At 62.6% G+C, this 22,846-nt stretch carries 23 protein-coding genes and 1 pseudogene; 15 read left to right on the top strand and 9 right to left on the bottom strand.

Annotated elements, in window-relative coordinates; all coding sequences use genetic code 11:
• The first annotated feature begins 118 nt into the window (after positions 1–118).
• The gene (locus tag NKI25_RS25655; protein ID WP_023677617.1) at positions 119–712 is read left to right on the top strand and encodes a hypothetical protein; all 594 of its coding nucleotides are present in this window, start codon (positions 119–121) and stop codon (positions 710–712) included.
• Positions 713–761: 49 nt separating this feature from the next.
• Here the strand turns inward: NKI25_RS25655 and NKI25_RS25650 are convergent, their stop codons facing one another.
• Entirely contained in the window at positions 762–1,373 is a 612-nt protein-coding gene (locus tag NKI25_RS25650) for a TetR/AcrR family transcriptional regulator (protein ID WP_352595764.1), read from the bottom strand.
• Positions 1,374–1,523: 150 nt separating this feature from the next.
• On the opposite strand from NKI25_RS25650, the gene NKI25_RS25645 reads away from it, so the two are divergent.
• The 5 genes from NKI25_RS25645 to NKI25_RS25625 all read left to right on the top strand — a co-directional run bounded on the left by NKI25_RS25645 (position 1,524) and on the right by NKI25_RS25625 (position 5,967).
• Complete coding sequence (locus NKI25_RS25645) at positions 1,524–2,306, top strand: NIPSNAP family protein (RefSeq protein WP_352999709.1); 783 nt, start codon at positions 1,524–1,526, stop codon at positions 2,304–2,306.
• Positions 2,307–2,419: 113 nt separating this feature from the next.
• On the top strand, positions 2,420–3,178 hold the full coding sequence (locus NKI25_RS25640) for an SDR family NAD(P)-dependent oxidoreductase (protein ID WP_023677620.1): 759 nt from the start codon (positions 2,420–2,422) through the stop codon (positions 3,176–3,178).
• Between the two features lie 270 nt (positions 3,179–3,448).
• The gene (gene fumC / locus NKI25_RS25635) at positions 3,449–4,846 is read left to right on the top strand and encodes a class II fumarate hydratase (RefSeq protein WP_023677621.1); all 1,398 of its coding nucleotides are present in this window, start codon (positions 3,449–3,451) and stop codon (positions 4,844–4,846) included.
• Positions 4,847–4,974: 128 nt separating this feature from the next.
• Entirely contained in the window at positions 4,975–5,409 is a 435-nt protein-coding gene (locus NKI25_RS25630) for a DoxX family protein (RefSeq protein WP_023677622.1), read from the top strand.
• Between the two features lie 144 nt (positions 5,410–5,553).
• Entirely contained in the window at positions 5,554–5,967 is a 414-nt protein-coding gene (locus NKI25_RS25625; RefSeq protein ID WP_352594427.1) for a DoxX family protein, read from the top strand.
• 18 nt (positions 5,968–5,985) lie between these two features.
• Here the strand turns inward: NKI25_RS25625 and NKI25_RS25620 are convergent, their stop codons facing one another.
• The 3 genes from NKI25_RS25620 to NKI25_RS25610 all read right to left on the bottom strand — a co-directional run bounded on the left by NKI25_RS25620 (position 5,986) and on the right by NKI25_RS25610 (position 10,409).
• Entirely contained in the window at positions 5,986–6,612 is a 627-nt protein-coding gene (locus NKI25_RS25620; protein ID WP_352999707.1) for a hypothetical protein, read from the bottom strand.
• A 63-nt stretch (positions 6,613–6,675) separates the two neighbouring features.
• Complete coding sequence (gene ppx, locus NKI25_RS25615; RefSeq protein WP_352594425.1) at positions 6,676–8,208, bottom strand: exopolyphosphatase; 1,533 nt, start codon at positions 8,206–8,208, stop codon at positions 6,676–6,678.
• Complete coding sequence (locus tag NKI25_RS25610) at positions 8,208–10,409, bottom strand: RNA degradosome polyphosphate kinase (RefSeq protein WP_352458380.1); 2,202 nt, start codon at positions 10,407–10,409, stop codon at positions 8,208–8,210. The genes ppx and NKI25_RS25610 overlap by 1 nt, the downstream gene beginning before the upstream one ends.
• Before the next feature lie 149 nt (positions 10,410–10,558).
• Between NKI25_RS25610 and NKI25_RS25605 the strand changes: the two genes are divergently transcribed.
• Both NKI25_RS25605 and NKI25_RS25600 read left to right on the top strand, forming a co-directional pair.
• Positions 10,559–10,804 carry a zinc-finger domain-containing protein gene (locus NKI25_RS25605; RefSeq protein WP_254820632.1) on the top strand — a complete coding sequence of 82 codons (246 nt, stop codon included), beginning with the start codon at positions 10,559–10,561 and terminating at the stop codon, positions 10,802–10,804.
• 19 nt (positions 10,805–10,823) lie between these two features.
• Positions 10,824–12,038: an FAD-dependent monooxygenase gene (locus tag NKI25_RS25600; protein ID WP_352999705.1), complete on the top strand. Its 1,215-nt coding sequence runs from the start codon at positions 10,824–10,826 to the stop codon at positions 12,036–12,038.
• Between the two features lie 27 nt (positions 12,039–12,065).
• On the opposite strand, the gene NKI25_RS25595 is transcribed toward NKI25_RS25600, so the two are convergent.
• Complete coding sequence (locus NKI25_RS25595; RefSeq protein WP_352636532.1) at positions 12,066–12,737, bottom strand: TIGR02117 family protein; 672 nt, start codon at positions 12,735–12,737, stop codon at positions 12,066–12,068.
• Positions 12,738–12,841: 104 nt separating this feature from the next.
• On the opposite strand from NKI25_RS25595, the gene NKI25_RS25590 reads away from it, so the two are divergent.
• The 3 genes and pseudogenes from NKI25_RS25590 (at position 12,842) to NKI25_RS25580 (ending at position 14,864) form a co-directional block, all read left to right on the top strand.
• Complete coding sequence (locus NKI25_RS25590; RefSeq protein ID WP_023719742.1) at positions 12,842–13,105, top strand: metal-sensing transcriptional repressor; 264 nt, start codon at positions 12,842–12,844, stop codon at positions 13,103–13,105.
• On the top strand, positions 13,102–14,124 hold the full coding sequence (locus tag NKI25_RS25585) for a cation diffusion facilitator family transporter (protein ID WP_502894598.1): 1,023 nt from the start codon (positions 13,102–13,104) through the stop codon (positions 14,122–14,124). The genes NKI25_RS25590 and NKI25_RS25585 overlap by 4 nt, the downstream gene beginning before the upstream one ends.
• A 30-nt stretch (positions 14,125–14,154) precedes the next feature.
• A pseudogene (locus NKI25_RS25580) lies at positions 14,155–14,864 on the top strand (HoxN/HupN/NixA family nickel/cobalt transporter).
• A gap of 162 nt (positions 14,865–15,026) precedes the next feature.
• Here the strand turns inward: NKI25_RS25580 and NKI25_RS25575 are convergent.
• From NKI25_RS25575 to NKI25_RS25560, 4 genes are all read right to left on the bottom strand, one after another.
• Positions 15,027–15,776 (bottom strand): amino acid ABC transporter ATP-binding protein, encoded by a 750-nt coding sequence (locus NKI25_RS25575; protein WP_031194215.1) that lies wholly within the window; start codon positions 15,774–15,776, stop codon positions 15,027–15,029.
• Between the two features lie 70 nt (positions 15,777–15,846).
• On the bottom strand, positions 15,847–17,004 hold the full coding sequence (locus tag NKI25_RS25570) for an amino acid ABC transporter permease (RefSeq protein ID WP_352452782.1): 1,158 nt from the start codon (positions 17,002–17,004) through the stop codon (positions 15,847–15,849).
• A gap of 4 nt (positions 17,005–17,008) precedes the next feature.
• Positions 17,009–18,196 carry an amino acid ABC transporter permease gene (locus NKI25_RS25565; RefSeq protein WP_352452783.1) on the bottom strand — a complete coding sequence of 396 codons (1,188 nt, stop codon included), beginning with the start codon at positions 18,194–18,196 and terminating at the stop codon, positions 17,009–17,011.
• Between the two features lie 63 nt (positions 18,197–18,259).
• Positions 18,260–19,288 carry an amino acid ABC transporter substrate-binding protein gene (locus NKI25_RS25560; protein WP_254820740.1) on the bottom strand — a complete coding sequence of 343 codons (1,029 nt, stop codon included), beginning with the start codon at positions 19,286–19,288 and terminating at the stop codon, positions 18,260–18,262.
• Between the two features lie 427 nt (positions 19,289–19,715).
• Between NKI25_RS25560 and NKI25_RS25555 the strand changes: the two genes are divergently transcribed.
• The 4 genes from NKI25_RS25555 (at position 19,716) to NKI25_RS25540 (ending at position 22,765) form a co-directional block, all read left to right on the top strand.
• Positions 19,716–20,885 (top strand): cystathionine beta-lyase, encoded by a 1,170-nt coding sequence (locus NKI25_RS25555; protein ID WP_352999702.1) that lies wholly within the window; start codon positions 19,716–19,718, stop codon positions 20,883–20,885.
• Positions 20,886–21,138: 253 nt separating this feature from the next.
• Entirely contained in the window at positions 21,139–21,810 is a 672-nt protein-coding gene (locus NKI25_RS25550) for an RNA polymerase sigma factor (protein ID WP_023677637.1), read from the top strand.
• Between the two features lie 104 nt (positions 21,811–21,914).
• Positions 21,915–22,439, top strand: coding sequence for a DUF4142 domain-containing protein (locus NKI25_RS25545; protein ID WP_352707812.1), 525 nt, complete (start codon positions 21,915–21,917; stop codon positions 22,437–22,439).
• Positions 22,440–22,450: 11 nt separating this feature from the next.
• Positions 22,451–22,765 carry a cupredoxin domain-containing protein gene (locus NKI25_RS25540; protein ID WP_352999700.1) on the top strand — a complete coding sequence of 105 codons (315 nt, stop codon included), beginning with the start codon at positions 22,451–22,453 and terminating at the stop codon, positions 22,763–22,765.
• Positions 22,766–22,846: the final 81 nt, after the last annotated feature.

Raw genomic sequence — 22,846 nt, 5'->3', positions numbered from 1 at the left:
CGCTAAAATTCAGCACGACGCGGACCGGCAGTCCAGTTGCTCGCAAAGTGTGTCGACACGTTCCCCCAGGTCTGGCATTGCTTTCGGCATTCAACTTGCGCGGGCAGAGGAGGACGCCATGAACACTGCATCCATCGGCATGACAATGGCCATTCTGGCGGTGACGAGCGCGGCGCATGGCGCCGAGTGCATCGACGCCAAATCGGCCAAGGCCGGCTTCATTCTCGAAAGGGCTGGCATCCACAGCGAATTTCGTCCGGCGGCGGGCGGAATGGTGGCGGTTGCCAACAAATACCAGTCGCAATCGCCGCAGTCGCAGTACCTGTTCGGCGGGCTGATCGAGGTGTTTCGCGACAGCAGCACGGGGCAGCTGGCGATGATCCCGTTTTCCGATCTCAGGAAGGTGTTCCCGCTGAAGGCGGGTGCCAAGAGCAAGATCGTATTTGCCCGTCTCGCACCGAACAAGCCGCCGAAGGGCACCGAGACGCTGGAGATCAACATCAAGGGCAAGGAGACGTTCAGCCTGGGTGATTGCAAATACTCCGTGCTCGCGGTCAAGCAGACCATCAGGAGCGAGGCCGGCGAGATGCGGGACGAGTTTACCGCGCTTTACGCACCCGACCTGCAGGCAGTTGTGGCCAGGCGCTATGACGAGGGCACCAGTGCCGAAAGCGTGGTCGGCTACGAGCTGATCAAGCCGCTGCCGAATTAAGAGCTCGGCCTCCCCGCCTCGGTCATAGTGAGCGACTGTCCTGCCGGCGTCAGAGGGCTCTGTGCAGTATCCTGCTACGTCGCCTCGTTCCTGCTTTGGACGACATAACTCCCTGCTCCAACGCCATCAGGCAGTCACGCAGCACGCTCGCGTCCTGTGCTGTCTTGGCCATCGACATGGCGCCCGAATAGCTGGCGACGGCGAGCGCTGCGAAGCGCTGCGGATCGGTGCCCAGCTCCCGGCCCGCCTGCTGGTCGGCGCTGATCTTGTCGGCGATCGCCTGACGCCAGGTCGAAAAAATGCCGGCAAGGGCAATGCGGAAATCCGGATCGGCAAGCGACAGTTCATGCGCCAGGTTGTTGAGCGGGCAGCCGCGCACGAAACCCTGCTGCTCCAGCTCCGCCGCGACGGCCGCGAACACGGAGCGCACGCCCTCGCGCGCTGAGGGAGCCATCCGCATCGGCGCGATCCAAGTCTCTTCTACGGCGGCGGCGACCCGCTCCTCGATCACTGCGAGCGCCAGCGCCTTCTTGGTTGGGAAATGGTGGTGCAGCGCGCCGCCGGTGACGCCCGCCGTCGCCATCAGGTCGCCCATGCTGGATGCATGATAGCCGCGTGCCTGAAACGCCTCCTCGGCGACATCGAGCACCTTTTTGCGCATGCCTTCGGGGTCGTTGGTGCGTTTTTGAGCCCGCGACCTTGGGCGAGCGGATATCTCTGCTGACATCTTCACACGATAGCAGATTGACAAAACAGGACAATCGGTCTGTTTTGTAAAACAGGATGACTGTCCTGTTTTGGAGCTCGCGCGATGAACCTGCCTTTGAACGCCATACCTAATCCCGATCTGCTCGCCTCGCCCGTCGTCGAACTCAGGCAATACACGCTGAAACCCGGCCGGCGCGAGACACTGATCGGCATCTTCGACAATCAGCTGATCGAGGGCCAGGAAACGGCGGGGATGACCATCATCGGCCAGTTCCGCGATCTCGACCGGCCGGATATGTTCGTCTGGCTGCGCGGCTTCGACGGTATGGAAGCGCGGAAAAACGCTCTGACCGCCTTCTATGACGGGCCGGTCTGGGCTGCCTGGCGCGACGCCGCCAACGCCACGATGATCTCATCCGACGACGTGCTGCTGCTGAAGCCGGCCTGGCCGGGCGCGAGCCTAGACCTCTCGGGATCGAAACGAGTACCCCAGGCGGACCTCGAAAAACCGTGCGCAGGCAGCGATTTGCAGGCAATTATTGTCATCAGGATTCATCATTTGCAACCGGGCCTGGAAGCCCGTTTCGCCAACGACTTCCAGACCGCGGCCCTTCCGGTGCTCGCCGCATTTGGCGCGTCGCCGCTCGCCGCCTTCGTTACCGAACATGCCGAAAACAGCTTTCCGCGGCTGCCGGTGCGGGCCAGCGAAAACGTCTTCATCAGCATCACCGGTTTCGCCAGCGCCGATGCACATGCCCGCCACGAGGCAGCCTTGGCTGCCTCCCCGGAGTGGCAAGTGTTCAAGCAGAGCGTCCAGTCACGTATGGCCAAGCCGACTGAGACTTTGCGGCTGTCGCCAACCTCACAATCGCTGCTTGGGCGGTGAGACGAGGCGAAGTTTCATACGCTGGGATAGGCAGGCGACTTGACCCGGAGTGCAGGCAGCGCTGCTCTGGGGTCATGCCGCCGGCGGAAGGCGGCAATGCGCGGGAGTGTTGGATGAGACTAGGCGGCAAACGGGCACTGGTCACCGGTGGCTCGGACGGGATCGGGCTGGCAATCGCCGAGGCGTTTTTGCGCGAAGGCGCGGACGTGCTGATCGTCGGCCGCGACGGCAAAAAACTCGACGCCGCCCGCAAGCAGCTCGGGGATAATGTCGAAGCGCTTTCGGCCGACCTGTCGGCCAGCGCCGGCATCGATGCCGTGGTCGAGCATGCCAGGCGCGGCCCACCTGTCGATATCCTCGTCAACAATGCCGGCGTGGCGTTCCTTGTGCCGTTCGAAACCGTCAGCGAGGATCAGTTCCAGCAGTCCTTCGCACTCAACGTCACGGCGGTATTCTTCCTCACCCAGCGGCTGTTGCCGCATCTCGCGCCGGGCGCGGCCTCGGTGATCAACATCTCGTCCTATTTCGCGCACAAGATGATCCCGAAGCGGCCGTCCAGCCTCTATTCGCTGTCGAAGGGCGCGCTCAATTCGCTGACCAAGTCGCTCGCCTTCGAGCTCGGACCGCGCGGCATAAGAGTCAACGCCATCGCGCCCGGCACGGTCGACACAGCGATGCGGCGCAGGTCGATCGAAAACCTGCCTGAGGCCGCGCAAGCCGAGCTCAAGGCCTATGTCGAGCGCAGCTACCCGCTCGGCCGCATCGGCCGAACCGGCGACCTTGCCGGCATCGCCGTCTATCTCGCCAGCGACGAAGCGGCATGGACCAGCGGCGGCATCTTCGCCGTGGATGGAGGATACACGGCGGGGTGAGGAGCGCGCGCTCTTCCTTCTCCCCTTGCGGGAGAAGGTGGCCGAGCGAAGCTCGGTCGGATGAGGGGTGCTGGACGGATCGCCGACGCCTCGTTTCTTCCAACACCCCTCATCCGGCTCGGCGCTACGCGCCGATCCACCTTCTCCCACAAGGGGAGAAGGAAAAGGCGCTGCTTCAACCGATTTGCATTCCCGTCACCCGCAATCTCCGCTTGAAGGCATTTGTGCAACGCGATACGCCGTTTGCAAATTGCAAACCGGAGAGACTTCGTGAGCGCGCCAGAGACCAGAACCGAAACCGACACGTTCGGTCCCATCGAGGTCGCCGCCGACCGTTACTGGGGCGCGCAGGCGCAGCGTTCGCTGGCCAATTTCAAGATCGGCTGGGAAAAGCAGCCGGCCTCGATCGTGCGGGCGCTGGGCATCGTCAAGCGGGCGGCAGCGGAGGCCAATATGGAGCTGAAGCGGCTCGATCCGGCGATCGGCAAGGCCATTATCGAGGCCTCCCAGGAGGTCATCGACGGCAAGCTCAACGAGCATTTCCCGCTGGTCGTCTGGCAGACCGGTTCGGGCACGCAGTCCAACATGAACGCCAATGAGGTGATCTCCAACCGGGCGATCCAGCTTTTGGGCGGCGTCATGGGGTCGAAGAAGCCGGTGCATCCCAACGACCACGTCAATATGAGCCAGTCGTCGAACGACACCTATCCGACTGCAATGCACATCGCCTGCGCCGAGCGCATCATCCACGACCTGCTGCCGGCGCTAAGACATTTGCATGCGGCACTCGAGGCCAAGACCAAGGCTTTCGCCCATATTGTGAAGATCGGCCGCACCCATACACAGGACGCGACGCCGCTGACGCTCGGCCAGGAATTCTCCGGTTATGCGGCGCAGGTCGCCTCGTCGGTCAAGCGCATCGAACTGACCCTGCCCGGCCTGCAGGAATTGGCGCAAGGCGGCACCGCGGTCGGCACCGGCCTCAACGCGCCGGTCGGTTTTGCCGAAAAGGTGGCGGCGCGTATCGCCGCGATCACCGGCATCGATTTCGTCACCGCGCCGAACAAGTTCGAGGCGCTTGCCGCCCATGATTCCATGGTCTTCTCGCACGGCGCCATCAATGCCTGCGCGGCGGCGCTGTTCAAGATCGCCAACGACATCCGTCTGCTCGGTTCCGGCCCGCGTTCGGGCCTCGGTGAATTGTCGCTGCCGGAAAACGAACCGGGCTCGTCGATCATGCCGGGCAAGGTCAACCCGACCCAGTGCGAAGCGATGACGCAGGTTTGCGTGCAGGTCTTCGGCAACAATGCGGCGATCAGCTTCGCCGGCAGCCAGGGCCATTTCGAACTCAACGTCTACAATCCGCTGATGGCCTATTGTTTCCTGCAGTCGGTGCAGCTGCTGGCCGACGCTTCGGTGTCGTTCACCGACAATTGCGTCGTCGGCATCGAGGCCCGCGAGGACAACATCAAGGCGGCACTCGACCGTTCGCTGATGCTGGTGACCGCGCTGGCGCCGACGATCGGCTACGACAACGCGGCCAAGATTGCAAAGGCGGCGCACAAGAACGGCACAACGCTGCGCGAGGAAGCGCTGGCCACCGGGCTGGTCAGCGAAGCCGACTATGAGCGGCTGGTGCGGCCGCAGGACATGACGCATCCGGGGTAAGTTGATCGCGAAAACGTTACCTGGGTGAACAATCCGTAACCAATCTGGCGTCTTTGGTGAACAGTCGGCCTGCGCTAACTAGACGGGTATCCCAAGCCGTTTGGCCAAACCCTTCTGGAGAGTTACGCATGTCCACCAACACGTCCACCAACACTTCGTTTGCCGGTTCCGGCACCGCCGCCGGCGCCTCGGGCACGATCCTGCTCGGCCGCATCCTGCTTTCGGTCATCTTCCTGCTTTCCGGCTTCGGCAAGCTGACGGCGATTGCCGGCACGGCCGGCTATTTCGGCAGCCTCGGCCTGCCGCTGCCGATGGTGACCGCCATTGTCGTCGGCCTGATCGAACTGCTTGGCGGCCTCGCCATCCTCGTCGGCTTCCAGACCCGGATCGTCGGCTGGGTGATGGCGATCTTCACCGTTGCCACCGCATTGGTCGCCCACACCGGCTGGGCCGATCAGATGCAGATGATCAATTTCCTGAAGAACGTTGCGATTGCCGGCGGCTTCCTCGTGCTGGCCTCCTCGGGCCCAGGCGCCTATTCGATCGACGCCAAGCGCGGCTGAAGCAGTCCAGCATTGCTTGGACAAAAGGGGTGCGGAATTTTCCGCGCCCCTTTTTCGTTGTCGGTTTGTGCCCTTCGGTCCGCTGACGGAAAACCTGCTAAGATCGGGCGCCAGGCCAAGCGGCCGTCGACAACGGAGGTGAAGATGCCCCGCAATGCGCTGCTTCTGCTTTCCCGATTGCTGCTCGCCGCGCTGTTCGTTCCGTCCGGCTTCCACGCGCTTACCGACATTGCCGGCACATCAGGCTATTTTGCCGGCCTCGGCCTGCCGCTGCCAACGCTCGTAGCCTGGGCGACGAGCCTGTTCGAGCTGATCGCCGGACTGCTCATCCTCGTCGGCCTCAAGACGCCGATCGTGGCGCTCCTGCTTGCCGCGTTCTGCATCGCGGCGGGCTTCATCGGCCACTATGGCCAGGGTGGCGACGATCCGACGCTGACCTTCATGCATTCACAGATGCTGATGAAGGACATCGCCATATCAGGCGGTTTTCTGGCGCTGGCGATGGCTGGCGCGGGTGCATGGTCGGCCGACGGCCGGATGGCTGCAGGGACGGGCTAAGCTGCCGCCCGGCTCGGCTCATTTGCTGTCGAGAAAGACGAACTCCGCAAGCCTGGTTATGTTTATGGGCTGAGAGAGAAAGGCGCCATGCCCCATTTGACCGACGCTGATGGTCAGGCAAACCTGTCTGCTTTCCACCGCGATCGGCAGCCATTCATATCCATATTGATCTGCGCCCTTGGGGGAGTAGCTCCGAAGATTGCTGTCAATCGCGACATACAGGTAGTTACGCAATTGGATCAGGCTTGCCCTCTTCAGGTATGGCAACAGGTCGGTTCGGCCCACGACAGGGTCAAGAAAGTTGCCGAGGGGCTGATGAACGGACAGAGTTCGATCGACAGCGCCAGGACAGAGATTAACGTCCGCAAAAAACGTGTTCATCGAAATCGATCTTTGAAATTTGATCATTTCGTCGCTTATTCTAAATACAAAGTAATTTATCTTTTGCCCACTTTTAGGTTTTAAAAGACCTTTGAGCAGATTGAATGGTGTTTTGCCGTCTGCGCCTTTTGGATAACTCTTCTCAAACTCAAACGCGCCTTTTGCAGCAACGGAAACCTTGGAAACCGTCTGAGCTCTGGCCGCGTCGACAATCAACAATGACAGGACGGAAAGCAGCAGCGGCAGGATTTGACTGGATTTCACGATCTTCTCCCAAGCGTGGAGCTTGCAGCGAATTGCCACATGCAATTGGCGTCGTGCCTGAAACTACTTCACAGAAACGCTTGGCCCGCCCTCGACTGCCAGCACCAGCCGGCGATTGGTGACCCTTGCCAGCTGTGCCAGCCGGCCGGCCGGCCGCTCGCCGTAAAGATCGGCCAGCGCTGCCGGCAGCACCAGCGCCAGCACGCCATTGCCGCGGTTTTCCCATTTCAGCCGTGGCATGACGCCCGGCATTGCCGCGGTCAGCAAATAGACGACGCGCAGCAGCGCGGCCAGCACGCGGGCGCGCTCGAGATAGCGCGGTGTCGCCAGTCCGCGGATTTCCGGAGCGGCTTCATTGAACACGCCCTCGTGGCGAAACAGGCTGACAAGCGCCAGGAAGGCGCGGCCGGGATGATCGACGCCGATGAACGAGGCGTGGGCGATGATGTTGAGCGATTGCTTGCCGCGATATTCGGGATGGGCACGCCAGCCGATATCGGCGAGCAGGCAGGCGGCGTGGCGGTAGCGCGCCTCATCCCTGGTCTCGTCGATGCCGAAGGCGGCGAACGCCTTGCCGGTCCACTCGACAAGCTCATGCGCGTGGTCGACCGAGCGCGAGCGCAGGCGGGCAAGCTCTTCCGCCGCCGAGATCAGCGGATCGGCCTTCTGCTCGGCCTCGTCGAGCAGCGAGTAGAGAAAGCCCTCGCGCACGCCCAGCGCCGACACGATGATCTTCGACGGCTGCATCGCCGCCATGATCTCCTGCAGCACGATGGCGCCATAGGGCAGCAGCGAACGGCGGTTCTTGGAGATGCCCTCGATGCCTTTGATCTTATCTATCTCGACCTTGGCGACCTGCCGGAGGAAGTTCGCGGCGCTTTCGATGCCGATCTCGTAATGGTGCATGACGCCGAGCGGGTAGTTGGTCATTTCCATGTGCAGCCGGGCGAGGTTTCGCCAGGTGCCGCCGACCGTGTAGAACGCCCTGCCCTGCCCGCCCTTCAACAATTTCGCCCGCGCCAGTTGCTCGCGCGTGATCTTTGCCGCCTGGGTCAGCGAGTTCTTCGCCATGTCCTGCAGGCGCAGGCCGCCCAACGGCAGCGTGATGCCGTCACCGATCGTCTCACCGTCAATATCGATCAGCTCGAGGCTGCCGCCGCCAAGATCGCCGGCGATGCCGTTGGCCGGATGGAAACCGGAGATGACGCCGAGCGCCGAATAATGGGCTTCCTCGCGGCCGCTCAGCACCTGGATCTCGGTTTTGAGCACATCCTCAGCGCGGTGGATGAAGTCGGGGCCGTTGACCGCCTCGCGGGCGGCGGCGGTCGCCAGCACATACATGCGCTCGGCGCCGGCCTGGTCGGAGAGCGCGCGGAAACGGCGGAACTCTTCCATCGAGCGCGTCACCGCCTCGGGATCGAGCTTTCCGGTCGAAACGATGCCGCGGCCGAGGCCGGCCAGCATCTTTTCATTGAACAGCAAGGTCGGCGAGCGCGCCAGCCCCTCATAGATGACAAGACGGATCGAGTTCGATCCGATATCGATGATGGACAGCGGTCGGCGGTCCTGGAGCCGGCCCTGGGACGCTGAAATCATCAGCCCGTCGCTGCGTTCTGTTTCTTGCGGCGCTTGAACTGCGCGATGCGCTTGGGCGCATGCGACTTCAACGCATCGCCCCGTCCGGACAGGCTCGGATTCGTCATGAAATATTCCTGCGCGTTGAACGGTTCCTCGCCCTCCTCCAGCACGACGCGCCGGGAGGTTCCGTCAGCCAATACGTCGAAACTTTGCTGGTTGTCCATGATGTTGCCGAGCATGATCTGGCCGAGCACCTGTTCGTGCACAGTTGGATTGGTGATCGGCACCATGGTCTCGACACGGCGGTCGAGATTGCGCGGCATCAGATCGGCCGAGGAGATGTAGACGATCGCCCCGTCCGAGGGCAGGCCGTGGCCGTTGCCGAAGCAATAGATGCGGCTGTGTTCGAGGAAACGGCCGACGATCGATTTCACCCTTATGTTCTCCGACAGGCCGGGCACCTGCGGCCTCAGGCAGCAGATGCCGCGCACGACGAGATCGATCTCGACGCCGGCGCGGCTGGCATCATAGAGGGCATCGATGATGATCGGGTCGACCAAGGCGTTCATCTTCATCCAGATGCGGGCGGGCCTGCCCTCCAGCGCGTGACTGATCTCGTCCGAAATGTGCTTGAGGATGCGGTCGCGCAGCGTGAACGGCGATATGGCCAGCCGCATCTGCTCGGCCGGCTCGGCATAGCCGGTGATGAAGTTGAACAGCTGGGCGACATCGCGCGCGATCGTCGGGGCCGTGGTGAAGAAGGACAGGTCGGTGTAGATGCGCGCGGTGACCGGGTGGTAGTTGCCGGTGCCGAGATGCACGTAATTGCGCAGCCTGCCATCCTCACGGCGCACGACCAGCGACATTTTCGAATGGGTCTTCAGTTCGAGGAAGCCGAAGACGACCTGGACGCCGGCGCGCTCGAGGTCGCGGGCCCAGCGGATGTTGGCCTCCTCGTCGAAGCGCGCCTTGAGCTCGACCAGCGCGGTCACCGACTTGCCGGCCTCGGCGGCGTCGACCAGAGCGCGCACGATCGGGCTGTCGTTGGAGGTGCGATAGAGCGTCTGCTTGATCGCCACCACTTCCGGATCGGCCATTGCCTGGCGCAGGAACTGCACCACGACGTCGAAGGATTCGTAGGGGTGGTGGACGATGATGTCCTTCTCGCGGATCGCCGCAAAACAATCGCCGCCATGCTCGCGGATGCGCTCGGGGAAGCGCGGATTGTAGGGCGTGAACTTCAGATCGTCGCGGGCGACGGCGACGATCTCCGAGATCTGGCTGAGCGCCAGCGGACCGGTGAGCACGCTGATGCGGCTTGCCGAAACGCCAAGCTCGCCGGCGACGAAGTCGCGCAGTTCGGGCGGCATCAGCCGGTCGAATTCGATCCGGATAACCGAGCCGCGGCGCCGCCGCTTCAGCGCCGTCTCGAACAGGCGCACCAGATCCTCGGATTCTTCCTCGACCTCGATATCGCTGTCGCGGATGATGCGGAACGTGCCGGAACCCTTGACCTCGTAGCCCGGGAACAGCTTGCCGATATAAAGACCGACCGCCTCCTCGAGCGGGATGAAGCGGACATGGCGCTTGCGATCCGGCAAGCGGATGAAGCGCCTCAGCGCCACCGGCAGGCGCAAAAGCGCGCTCATTTCCTCGCCGTTCTTACGGTGGCGCAATTGCAACGCCATCGAGAAACCGAGATTGGGAATGAACGGGAACGGATGCGCCGGGTCGATCGACAGCGGCGTCAGCACCGGAAATACCTGCTCCTGGAAATGGTCCTCGAGCCAGATCTTCTCGTCCTTGCTCAGCGCATCGCGGGTGATGCTCTCGATGCCTTCCTTGTCGAGCAGCAGCATCAGCGCCGAAAGGCTTTTCTGCTGGTCCTCCTGCAGGCGCTCGACCTCGCGCAGCAATTGTTCAAGCTGCTGCTCGGGCGTGCGTCCGTCCGGGCTCTTCAGCACGATGCCCTCGCGCACCTGGCCGGCAAGACCCGCAACGCGGACCATGAAGAACTCGTCGAGGTTGGCGGCCGATATCGACAGGAAGCGAACACGCTCGAGCAGCGGATGATTGGCGTTCAGCGACTCTTCGAGCACGCGCCGGTTGAATTGCAGCCAGGAAAACTCGCGGTTGACGAAGCGGTCGGGATTGCCGCCTTCGCGGCTCGCCGCCTCGACGGTGATGAATTCGTTCTGCACCGGCTTCAGTTCGTTCATGGTTTCCGCTCTTCCCACACCGTTCGACGACCATAGCCTTAACCGGCTTAACTTATCCTCTGACAGGCTTTTGCGACAGTTTCATTTCATCGATCTTGCAAAGAGACGGGTTATGATCCAGATGCAATCGACAAGATCAGGAGACGACGATGGCAGGCGGTTCCATTCCCCATTTCCAGAACGATGCGGGCTATCCGGCAATCGACATCGGCGTCAAGGAATTCATGTGCACCGGCGCCAATCCGCCTTTCGACCACCCCCATGTATTTCTCGACATGGGCGACGACAATGAAAAAGTCTGCCCGTATTGCTCGACGCTCTATCGCTATTCGCCGAAGCTGAAGGCGTTGGAAACGCAGCCGCCGGGCTGCCTTTATATCGACCAGGCCGCCTGATTCTTCCGCGACAAACCTGATGCAGGAAACGCAGTCCCGGCAGGTGGTCATCGCCGGGGCGGGCGTCGCCGGGCTGACCGCGGCACTGGCCTTCGCCGAGCGCGGCTATCGGATAAAACTGTTCGAACAGGCGCAGCACCTCGAGGCTGCCGGCGCCGGTATCCAGCTTTCGCCCAACGCGACGCGCATCCTACGGCAGCTCGGCGTACTCGATCGGCTGCTGGCGACGGCGGTGCGGCCGGAGGCGGTCGTGCTCAAGGATGCCGCCACGCTGCGCAAGCTGGCGCGCGTACCGCTTGGCCAGGCGGCCGAAACGCGCTGGGGAGCGCCCTATCTCGTTGCCCACCGCGCGGATCTGCAGTCAGCGCTGATGCAGCGAGTTTCGGAGCAGCCCGGTATCGATCTGCTCGCCGGCGCGCGGGTGACCGACATCGCAGCCGGATCGAAAGGTGTTACCGTCACTGCATCGGCTGATGGCGACACGGTCGAGGCTGGCTGTCTGCTGATCGGCGCCGATGGCGTCTGGTCGTGGGTGCGAGAAACGCTTGCCCGCAACGCAGCCGATTTCCGGAGAAGCCGGTTTTCGGGCGAGCTTGCCTGGCGCGCCACGGTGGCCGCCGACAGCCCCGCCGGACAAACCTTTGCAGCGATCGGTGCGCCCGATTGCGTTACTGCATTCCTCTATCCCGGCTTCCATATGGTCGCCTATCCGGTCAGTCGTGGCACTGCCTTCAACCTCGCCGCCTTCACTGGGGGCGAGCGCATCGCCGAGGGCTGGTCGGGGCATGCCAACCCCGCCAGCCTCGCCAGCGCCATGCGCGGTACCGCGCCGGCGCTGGTCCGTCTGGCGAGCGAGGCGGCGCCGTGGATGGCATGGCCGATCCACACCGTCGAGCAGCGGCGATGGACGACGCCGGAAGGCATCGCGCTGATCGGCGATGCGGCGCACGCGATGACGCCGTTTGCCGCACAGGGCGCGGCGATGGCGATCGAGGACGCGGCGACGCTTGCCGGCTTCGTTGCGGCCTCCACAGCCGATCTTGAGGGGGCGCTTGCCGCCTGGGAACAGGCGCGGCGGCCGCGCGTCGCCCAGGTCGCCCGCCGCGGCGCCATCAACCGCCTCGCCTGGCATGCGGCCGGGCCGGTGGCGATGGCCCGCAACCTGTTCCTGGCGATGCGCTCGCCCGAAAAGCTCGCCGCCGATCTCGACTGGCTCTATGGTTGGTGGGCGTAGGACGCTCGGCGGTCCTAAGTCGCCTTGTCAATTGTAAAGCCGCATCGACAGGCCGAGCGAGGCCGGCAGCGGATTCCACCAGCCGGTGCGCAGCCCGGCCGTGCGCAATGCCGCCGCCGTCCAGGTGTTGCAGCCGATCAGCGCGTTGAAATGACCATTGGCTTCGAAGAACCGATCGAAGCGGGAATAGGCCGCACTCTCGATCGGGATGGCCCCGTTCGGCCCCTGCCGGAAGCTTGCCGCAATGTAATCGAGCAGCGCCGTAAACCGCTCCTCGCCGATGTCGAAGCCGGCGACGTCGCGATGCGGCTCGGCGATGTCGACGGAAATGTCGACATGCATTGCCGAGGCATCGACCGTCAGCGCCTTCATCACCGGCACCGCCTTCAGCTCCGACCAGGTCGGCGTCTCCAGATAGAAGGCGCGGCCGCCCCAGCCGAAGACGATGTAGCGGACCTCCGCCACGTCTGCTGGAATGCCGGCATCGACCAGGAAATGGAAGCGCCGGCGCACATCGTCGTCGACCGGGATGGCGATGTCGGTGTGGATCGGATTTTGCAGCACCAGGATACGGTGGCTTGTGCCGATCGGATCGGCAACGGCCGCCGGCCAGAGCGGGCGCGGCAGCAGCGTGCCCAGCGCCACCGCAAGGACTGCTGCAACGACCAGCAGGCCAAGAAAACGGGCAAGCTTCTTCATGGGAAAGGCATAGAACAAGCCATGCTCAAGGTGAAGCCCCTCCGAAAGGTGCACAGCTGACTTAGAGCTTGACGCGTATCCTCCCCGGGAGGATACGCTCAAGCATGTCAGATCACCTCCACGCCTCGCATCCTTCCATCATAAAGCGCCTGAAGCGCGCGCAAGGCCACCTTGCGGCGGTGCTGGCGATGATCGAGGCGCATCGCCCTTGCGTTGACCTGGCGCAGCAGCTTCATGCCGTCGAAAGGGCCATCAGCAGCGCCAAGCGCGAGCTGATCAACGATCACATCGAGCATTGCCTGACGGACAGCGTCGAAACCGGCGGCAACTCGCTGGCGGAACTCAAGCAGCTGGCGAAATATCTATGAATTCCATCGTAGCCCCCATTCTGGAATGGCTCGGGCTCGGCTCGCACGCCGCACATCATCACGGCGGTCACGGTCCGCACGGTCACAGCCATGGCGTCATCGACGCGACAATTGCCACCACCGACCGGGGCATCTGGGCAATCAAATGGTCGTTCGTGATCCTGGCCATCACCGCGGCATTGCAGATGGTCGTGGTTGCGTTGTCGGGGAGCGTGGCATTGCTGGCCGATACGATCCATAACATCGGCGATGCGACCACGGCGATCCCGCTATGGATTGCGTTCGTGCTGGCGCGGCGCAAGCCGTCGCGGATCTTCACCTATGGCTTGGGCCGGGTCGAGGATCTGGCCGGCATCATCATCGTGCTCATCATCCTGTTCAGCGCTGTAGTCGCTGCCTACCAAGCCATCGACAGGCTGATCAATCCACAAGTGGTGACACACCTGGGCTGGCTGACTGCGGCGGGTATTGTCGGCTTCCTCGGCAACGAGGCGGTTGCCGTGTTCCGTATCCGCGTCGGTCGCGAAATCAACAGCGCGGCACTGATTGCCGACGGCTACCACGCCCGCACAGATGGACTTACCAGCCTTGCCGTGGTCATCGGAGCCATCGGCGTTTGGTTCGGCTTTTCCTTGGCCGATCCGATCGTCGGTCTGCTGATCACGATTGCGATCTTCGGTATCGTCTGGCAATCGGCCCGCTCGGTGCTGACCCGCATGCTGGATGGAATCGAACCCGGTGTGATGGACGAAATCCGACATGCCGCCGAGCATGTTCCGGGCGCGCGCATTGTCGATGCCAAGGCGCGCTGGATCGGTCATAGATTGCACGCCGACATCGCAATTGCCGCGGACGGAACCCTGCCGCTGTCGGCGGCGAACAAGATCGCCGCAGCGCTGAAGGACGAACTATCCCAGCATATGCCGGCCCTGGCTGAGGCGAATGTGCGGTTTTCAACGGAACGTGGAGAGAACGACCATCCTCACGAGCACACGCATGACCACGGCCACATGCACTGACGCTCGCCGATTTTCTGCTAGTCTCGTCCGATGTTCCAGACGCTCGTCGAATTTCAGCGCACGATCTATCTGACGCTCGGCGAACAGATCAAGCTGCTTGCGGCCGGAGGCAATTGGCTGGCGTTCGTGGCCTTCCTGCCGATGGGCGTCGTGTTCGGGGCTGCCCATGCGCTGACGCCGGGGCACAGCAAGGCCGTCCTGGCGACTTATCTTGCCGGTTCGGATGCGAAGGTCTCGCGTGGTCTGCTCGTATCTATCACGCTATCGTTCACGCATGTGACGATTGCCGTTCTGATTGCGGCTCTCTCGCTGCCACTGGTCTCAATAGCATTGGGCAGCGTCGGCCGCGCTCCGCTTCTGGAGCACATCAGTCGCGGGCTGCTCGGCCTCATTGGCGTCTGGATGCTCTGGCGCGCTTTGAGCCACAGCCATCACCACAGGCACGAGGGCGAGGCTGTCGGCGTCATGGCAGGCCTGATCCCACGCTTACGCTTTTCGCGATGACTTTCGCGATGTCCAGGGGTGTTCCGGCAGCGGGCGTCCTGTTTGCCATCACCATGATGGTCGGCGTGGCGCTGACGCTGTCCTGCGTCGCCGTGTTGTCGATCGTGTTTCGGGAACGGCTTGTACAGTTTTTCGCGCGCCAGCCACGGCTGTTCGAAACCATCTCCCGGGCCATCGAGGGCGCCGCCGGTCTCGCCCTTGCCGGCGTCGCTGTCTGGCAGATCACCTCAGCTTGAGAGAAAATTTGGCCCCAGCCACTGCATGGCGTCCGGGCCGGTGCACCGGCTGGAACGAGCCTAGGCGACGCCGGGCGCACGGTCAGCGCTCGTCGAATACGCGCGAAGCCAGCAAGACAGAGAGCCCGGTCCGCCGGTCTTGTCCCGAACCGGCGTACAGGATCAGTGCAGGATCTGCGACAGGAACAGCTTCGTGCGCTCATGGCGCGGGTGGTCGAAGAACTCGGCCGGCGTGTTCTGCTCGACGATCTGACCCTGATCCATAAAGATCACCCGGTTGGCGACTTTGCGCGCAAAGCCCATTTCGTGGGTGACGCAGAGCATGGTCATGCCTTCCTCGGCCAGCCCGACCATCGTCTCCAGCACTTCCTTGATCATTTCCGGGTCGAGAGCCGAGGTCGGCTCGTCGAACAGCATGATGCGCGGGTTCATGCACAGCGAGCGGGCGATCGCCACGCGCTGTTGCTGGCCGCCGGAAAGCTGGCCGGGATATTTGTTGGCCTGTTCCGGGATCTTGACGCGCGTGAGGAAATGCATGGCGATTTCCTCGGCCTGTTTCCGCGGCATCTTGCGCACCCAGATCGGCGCCAGCGTGCAATTTTCCAGAATGGTCAGATGCGGGAACAGGTTGAAGTGCTGGAACACCATGCCGACCTCGCGGCGCACCTCGTCGATCTTCTTCAGATCGTTGGTCAGTTCCTTGCCGTCGACTATGATCTTGCCCTTCTGGTGTTCCTCCAGTCGGTTGATGCAGCGGATCATCGTCGATTTGCCGGAGCCCGACGGGCCGCAGATGACGATGCGCTCGCCGCGCATCACCTTTAGATTGATGTCCTTCAGCACATGGAATTCGCCGTACCATTTGTGCATGGCAATGATGTCGATGGCGACATCGGTGGTGGAAATGTGCATCTTGGCGGCATTGACCTTGATCTCTTCCGCGCTGACGGCGTTTTCTATGGCCATGACAAGGTCCCCTTTTTTAGCGTTTGTGGCCGGTGTCGAGACGGCGTTCCGTGTACATTGAATAGCGCGACATGCCGAAACAGAACAGCCAGAAGATGAAGGCCGCGAACACCAGGCCGGATCTGGCCGTCTGCGGCGTCGCCCAATTGGCGTCGGAGAAGTTCTGCTTGACGATGCCGAGGAGGTCGAACATCGAGATGACGATGACCAGGCTGGTGTCCTTGAACATGCCGATGAAGGTGTTGACGATGCCGGGAATGACCAGCTTCAGCGCCTGCGGCATGACGACCAGACCCATCTTCTGCCAGTAGCTGAGGCCGAGCGAATCGGCGCCCTCATACTGGCCTTTGGGGATCGCCTGCAGGCCGCCGCGCACCACTTCGGCCATGTAGGCGGCGGCAAACAGCGACACGCCGATCAGCGCGCGCAGGAACTTGTCGAAGCTGACGCCGGCCGGCAGGAACAGCGGCAGCATCACGCTGGCAAAGAACAGCACCGTAATCAGCGGGATGCCGCGTACCGTCTCGATGAAGATCACGCACAGCAGCTTGACGATCGGCATGTTCGAGCGCCGGCCGAGCGCCAGCACGATGCCGATCGGCAGCGACACGGCAATGCCGACGAAGGACAGGCTGAGCGTCACCAGCAGCCCACCCCAACGCGACGTCTCGACATGCGGCAGGCCGAACATGCCGCCGACCAGCAGAACGAAGGCGACGACCGGCAGCGCCAGGAAGAGAAGAATGGCGTTCAGCCCTTTGCGCGGTACGCGCGGTATGAGCAAAGGCACCAGCAGTGCCACGAACAGGATGGCCACCACGATCGGCCGCCAACGCTCCTCGACAGGATAGGTGCCGAACATGAACTGGCCGAACTTGGCGTTGACGAAAGCCCAGCAGGCGCCGGTCCAGCCGTCCGACTGGATGCCGCCCTGCGCCACGGTGGCGCAGACCGTGCGGTCCGGTCCCGTCCACTGGGCGTTGATGAAAGCCCAATTGACGATCTGCGGCAGGATCATGGCAACCAGCGCGATGCCGACGATGGTCAAGATGGTGTCGCCCGTGGTGGCAATCAGGTTCTTGCGGATCCAGGCGGTGAGGCCACGCTCGCTCGACGGCGCCGGCTGCGCCAGCGTCATCTCCGTCCGCACCCAGGACATGTCGTGTTCCTGCATGGCCCTACCTCTCCACCAGCGCCATCCTGGCATTGACGACGTTCATGATCGCCGACGTGATCAGGCTGAGCGCGAGATAGACAGCCATCATGATCACCACGCCTTCGACCGCCTGCCCGGTCTGGTTCAAGACAGTGCCGGCAGTCGCCGTCAGGTCCGGATAGCCGATGGCGATGGCGAGCGAAGAGTTCTTGGTCAGGTTCAGATACTGGCTGGTCAGCGGCGGAATAACGATGCGCATCGCCTGCGGCACGACGACAAGCCTGAGGATCGATCCCGAGCGCAGCCCGAGTGCCGCGGCCGCCTCGGTCTGGCCCGTGCTGACGCCCCTGATGCCGGCGCGCACGATCTCGGCGATGAAGGCGGCCGTATAGCAGGACAACGCCAGATAGAGTGACAGGAACTCCGGTCTGACCTGAAAGCCACCGACCAGGTTGAAAGTCGATTGTTTCGGGAATTCGAAGCTCAGAGGAAAGCCGCTCAGCGCGTAGGCCAGCAGCGGCAGGCCGACGATCAACGCTATGGATGTCCAGAGCACCGGGAACGGCTGACCCGTCGCCATCTGCCGCTGCCGCGCCTTGCGGGCGACGAACCAGGCCATGGCAATGCCGAGGAGCAGGGCGACCAGGATCAGCCAGGAGCCCTCGCCCCAGACAGCGCGCGGAAAATAGAAGCCGCGCTGGTTGAGAAAGGAGCCGAACGGCAAATTAATGCTCTCGCGCGGCGGCGGCAGCACGGCGAGCACGCCGGAATACCAGAAGAAGATGACCAGCAGCGGCGGGATGTTGCGGAAGACCTCGACATAGACCGTGCAGATCTTCCTGATCAGCCAGTTGCGCGACAGTCGGCCGATGCCGACGATGAAACCGATGATGGTGGCGGTGATAATGCCGACGACGGCCACGATCACGGTGTTGATGAAGCCGACCAGGATGGCTCGGAAATAAGTCGAATCCGACGAATAAGCGATGGCGCTTTCGCTGATGTCGAAGCCGGCGCGGCCCTTGAGAAAGCCGAAGCCGGAAGCGATGTGCAAGCGCGTCAGATTGACGATGACGTTGTGGGTAACCCACCAGACCCCCGCTACCAGCAGGACGAGGACCAACGCTTGAAAGAATATACCGCGGACACGAGGATCATTGATGAAGGAACCGCGGCTTGGCTCCTCGCGAAGAACTTCCTGCGATGCCATTCGACAGTCCCCTGGAAAGAGAGATCGGAAGGCAGACGATCTGCCTTCCGGATCCATTTTCGATCAGCGGATCGGCGGAGCGTATTGCAGACCACCCTTGGTCCACAGCGCGTTGATGCCGCGCGCGATCTTCAGCGGGCTGCCCGAGCCGACATTGCGCTCGAACATCTCGCCGTAATTGCCGACGGCCTTGACGATGTTGACGACCCAGTCGTTAGAGACGCCGAGATCGGTGCCGATCTTGGTGTCGGCTTCCTGGCCGAGCACGCGCTTGATCTCGGGACTGTCCGAGTTCTTCATCTCGTCGACATTGGCCTTGGTGATGCCGAGTTCCTCGGCGTCGAGCAACGCGAAATAGGTCCACTTGACGATGTGGTACCATTGGTCGTCGCCCTGGCGTACAGCCGGCCCAAGCGGTTCCTTGGAGATGATCTCGGGCAACACGACGTGGTCGGCCGGCGCACCGAGCGTCAGGCGGATGCCATAGAGGCCCGATTGGTCGGTGGTGTATACGTCGCAGCGGCCGGCGTCATAGGCGGCGTTAACCTCTTCCAGCTTTTCGAAGACGACAGGATTGTACTCCATCTTGTTCGACTTGAAATAGTCGGCAAGGTTGAGCTCGGTCGTGGTGCCGCTCTGCACGCAGACCGCCGCGCCCGAAAGTTGCAGCGCCGAATTCACGCCCGGTAGCTTCTTGGCGTTGATCATGAAGCCCTGGCCGTCATAATAAGTCGTGCCGATGAAGTTCAGGCCGAGTGCGGTGTCGCGATTGATGGTCCAGGTGGTATTGCGCGACAAGATGTCGATCTCGCCCGACTGCAGAGCGGTAAACCGCTCCTTGGCGCTGAGCGGCGTAAACTTCACCTTGGTGCCATCGCCGAACACGGCGGCCGCCACAGCGCGACAGAAGTCCGCGTCGATGCCTTGCCACTCACCCTTGTCGTCCGGCGCCGAGAAGCCGGCCAGACCGGTCGAGACGCCGCATTGGATGAAGCCCTTCGCCTTGACATCGTCGAGCGTGGCCGCCGAAGCCGCCGAAGCCGCGAATCCAAACGCGGCGGCGCCCAAAACGCCGATTGCAATGTGTTTCATGACCCACAGACCCTTTTCTGTTTTTTCCAGGCGAACCTGACTTTTTCCCGTGTGAACGCAGCTATGTATCCCGGCCCATTACCGGAATCCCGCATCGTAACCGACGCGCTGCCTCCCATTCACGAACAACATCGAAGGCGATTATTCCTGTGAGGTCAAGGGAAATGACCAAATCCGAAAGACTTTGAAAACCAACCGCCTGAAATGCCTGAAATTGCAGACAAACGCGCTCGCAAATTGGTCAGCGCGCCAATAAAGCCGGCAAAGTCGGACCGTGACTTGCCAAGCGCACCTGGCAGCCGTCCAGAGGATCTACGGCGCATTGCTGAATTGGCATATTCAAGACCTTGGCCTGGCGAGTGCGGTGCGGTTGCGCGGCCAATGCCGCCGCACTATGGCTAACGACCAACCCATGGGACGAAAAGCAATGGCAAAAGACGACAGCGAGATGGGCGTCAACACGCGGCTCGCCCATTCCGGCAACAACCCGCATGACTATTTCGGCTTTGTCAATCCGCCGGTCGTGCATGCCTCGACCGTGCTCTATCCCAATGCCGCGACAATGGCGGCGCGCAGCCAGAAATACACCTACGGCACGCGCGGCACCCCGACCACCGATGCGCTGACCAGCGCCATCGATGCGCTGGAAGGCTCCGCCGGCACGGTCGCGGTACCGTCCGGCCTGGCGGCGGTGACGCTGCCGCTGCTCGCCTTCCTGTCGGCCGGCGATCATCTGCTGATCGTCGATTCCGTTTATCATCCGACCCGCAACTTCGCCGACACGATGCTGAAGCGGCTGGGCATCGAGGTCGAGTATTACGAACCGCGCATCGGCGCCGGCATCGCGGCGCTGATCAAGCCCAACACCAAGGTGGTGTTCACCGAATCGCCGGCCTCCAACACTTTCGAGGTGCAGGACATACCGGCCATCGCCAAGGCAGCGCATGCCGCCGGCGCCATCGTCATGATGGACAACACCTGGGCGACGCCGCTCTACTTTCGCCCCCTCGACCATGGCGTCGACATCTCGATCCACGCGGCGACGAAATACCCGGCCGGCCATTCCGACGTGCTGCTCGGCACGGTGTCGGCCAACGCAGCCTGCTGGAAGCAGCTTTGCGAGACGTTCAACACGATGGGCTGCTGCGCCGGGCCGGACGACGTCTACCAGGTGCTGCGCGGCCTGCGCACCATGGGCGTGCGGCTGGAGCACCATCAAAAGAGCGCGCTTTCCCTCGCCGGCTGGCTGGAGGGTCAGCCGGGCGTAGCGCAGGTGCTGCATCCGGGGCTGCCCAGTCATCCCGACCACGCCATATGGAAGCGCGATTTTTGCGGATCGAGCGGCATCTTCTCGATCGTTCTCGCGGGCGGCGGACAGAAGCAGCAGCACGCCTTCCTCGACGCGTTGAAGTTTTTCGGCCTCGGCTATTCCTGGGGCGGCTATGAGAGCCTTGCCGTGCCGGTATTCCTTGGCGACCGCACCATCGCCAAGGGCCCGTATGACGGGCCGCTGGTGCGCCTGCAGATCGGGCTCGAGGATGTAGGGGATTTGAAGGCCGACCTGGCGCGCGGGCTGGCGGCGGCCGCTGGGGCCTGAGCCAGCACCTTTTCAAACTGAGTCAGAAAATCGGCGTAACAGCCTGGAAAAATTGCGATCCTGAGCGATATCATGGCGACCGATCGACCGATGATACGGCTCTACAAAATAGAGGCGGCGGCGTGGTGAAGGCGGTAGAATAGCCTCTGCCAGTCGTTGACACGGATTGAGGCTGGCCGGCGGGATCGGTCGGGAACCTTTTGTCGGCCGATGCATCCAATGTCGCGATGAGAAGCCTATCAGGAGATCGGCCATGCCTGCTGCGTTGACGGCAACGCCCGCCGCTTCCGGCGATATGCAGCTTGTCGGCCGCGCGCTGGCACGTGATGGCGATGCATTCCGCACCATCATCAAGACGCACAACCAAAGGCTCTACCGCATCGCCCGAGGCGTCGTGCGTAACGACAGCGAGGCCGAGGACATCGTCCAGGAGGCCTATGTCAGCGCCTTTGCCCATCTCGAGGCCTTTCGCGGCGATGCCTCGCTCGCGACGTGGCTATCGCGTATCGTCATCAACGAAGCGCTCGGTCGCTTGCGCAAAAGGCGGCGAATGGTAGCGATGCCTGAAAACCCGCAAGCCGAAATCATCCGGTTTCCCCTCAACCCGAGCGACGATCCGGAGCGGACGATGGCGCAACGGCAGATCCTTGAGCTTGTCGAACGGGCAACCGACAGTCTTCCCGATGTCTACCGGATGGTGTTCGTGGCGCGCGTCATCGAGGGATTGAGCATCGAGGAGACCGCCGAACTGCTTGGCGTGCGGCCAGAAACCATCAAGACCAGGCTGCACCGCGCCCGCGCGCTGGTGCGCAAGGCGCTGGACGACCAGATCGGCCCGGTGCTGCTCGACGCCTTTCCCTTCGCGGGCCGGCGCTGCGAACGGCTGACCAATGCCGTGATGCAGCGGCTTGGTCTTTCCGGATAGGCCGCGCCGATTTTCGCGGGAACGTTTGGCAGCGACCTGCATCCAATGAGCATCACTGAAAACGAAGCCCGATGCAGTTCCGCGTCGGGGCGAAGGAGAGCATCATGTTTATTCGATCGACCACGGCGCTGGCCGCAGTTTTCCTGCTTAGCGCAGCGCCCTTGTCGCAAGCTGCCGACAAACCGACCGATCCGCAGATTGCACATATCGCCTACACAGCGGGCGTGCTTGACGTCGAGGCGGCCAAGCAGGCGCTGAAGAAATCGAAGAACAAGGAGGTCGTGGATTTCGCCAAGGACATGGTGCGAGATCACGAGGCGGTCAACAAACAGGCTCTCGACCTGGTCAAGAAGCTCAAGGTCACGCCTGAGGACAATCCGACCAGCAAGGCGCTGACCAAGGCGGCGGCCGAGGAACGTGCCAAGCTTGCCAAGCTCAAGGGCGCGGCGTTCGACAAGGCCTATGTCGCCAGCGAAGTGGTCTACCACAAGCAGGTCGATGGCGCGCTCGAAACACTGCTGATTCCGTCGGCCAGCAATGCCGAGCTGAAAAGCCTGCTGGAAACCGGCCTGAAAATATTCCAGGGCCACGAACAGCACGCCGAACACGTCGCCGGCATGCTGAAGTGAGGATTGGGCCAATGGTGTCGAGGCGGCATCTGTGGGTTGTGCTGGCACTGGCCATGGGTGCCGCGCCGGCCAAGGCCGACACCATCGAGGTGACGATCGAGAAGCTTGTGTTTTCGCCGGCAAGGATCGAGGCGAAGGTCGGCGACACGATCAAGTGGGTGAACAAGGACGTGTTCGCCCACACGGCAACCGTCAACGGCGCCTGGGAAGTGATGATCCCGCCGAAGAAGGCAGCGAGCCTGACGGTGAAGAAGGCGGAATCGGTCGATTATTTCTGCCGCTTCCATCCCAACATGAAAGGCCATCTGACGGTGACGTCGCCCTGACTGGCTGATGCATGCCGCGCAAAGGTGTGCAGCGGTTTTGCGATAACGACATGCATAAAACAAGAGCCCAATGCGCGTCCC

It is taken from the genome of Mesorhizobium sp. M0808, assembly GCF_040320025.1.
Lineage (GTDB): Bacteria > Pseudomonadota > Alphaproteobacteria > Rhizobiales > Rhizobiaceae > Mesorhizobium.
This window is presented reverse-complemented; position numbering and strand designations above follow the sequence as displayed.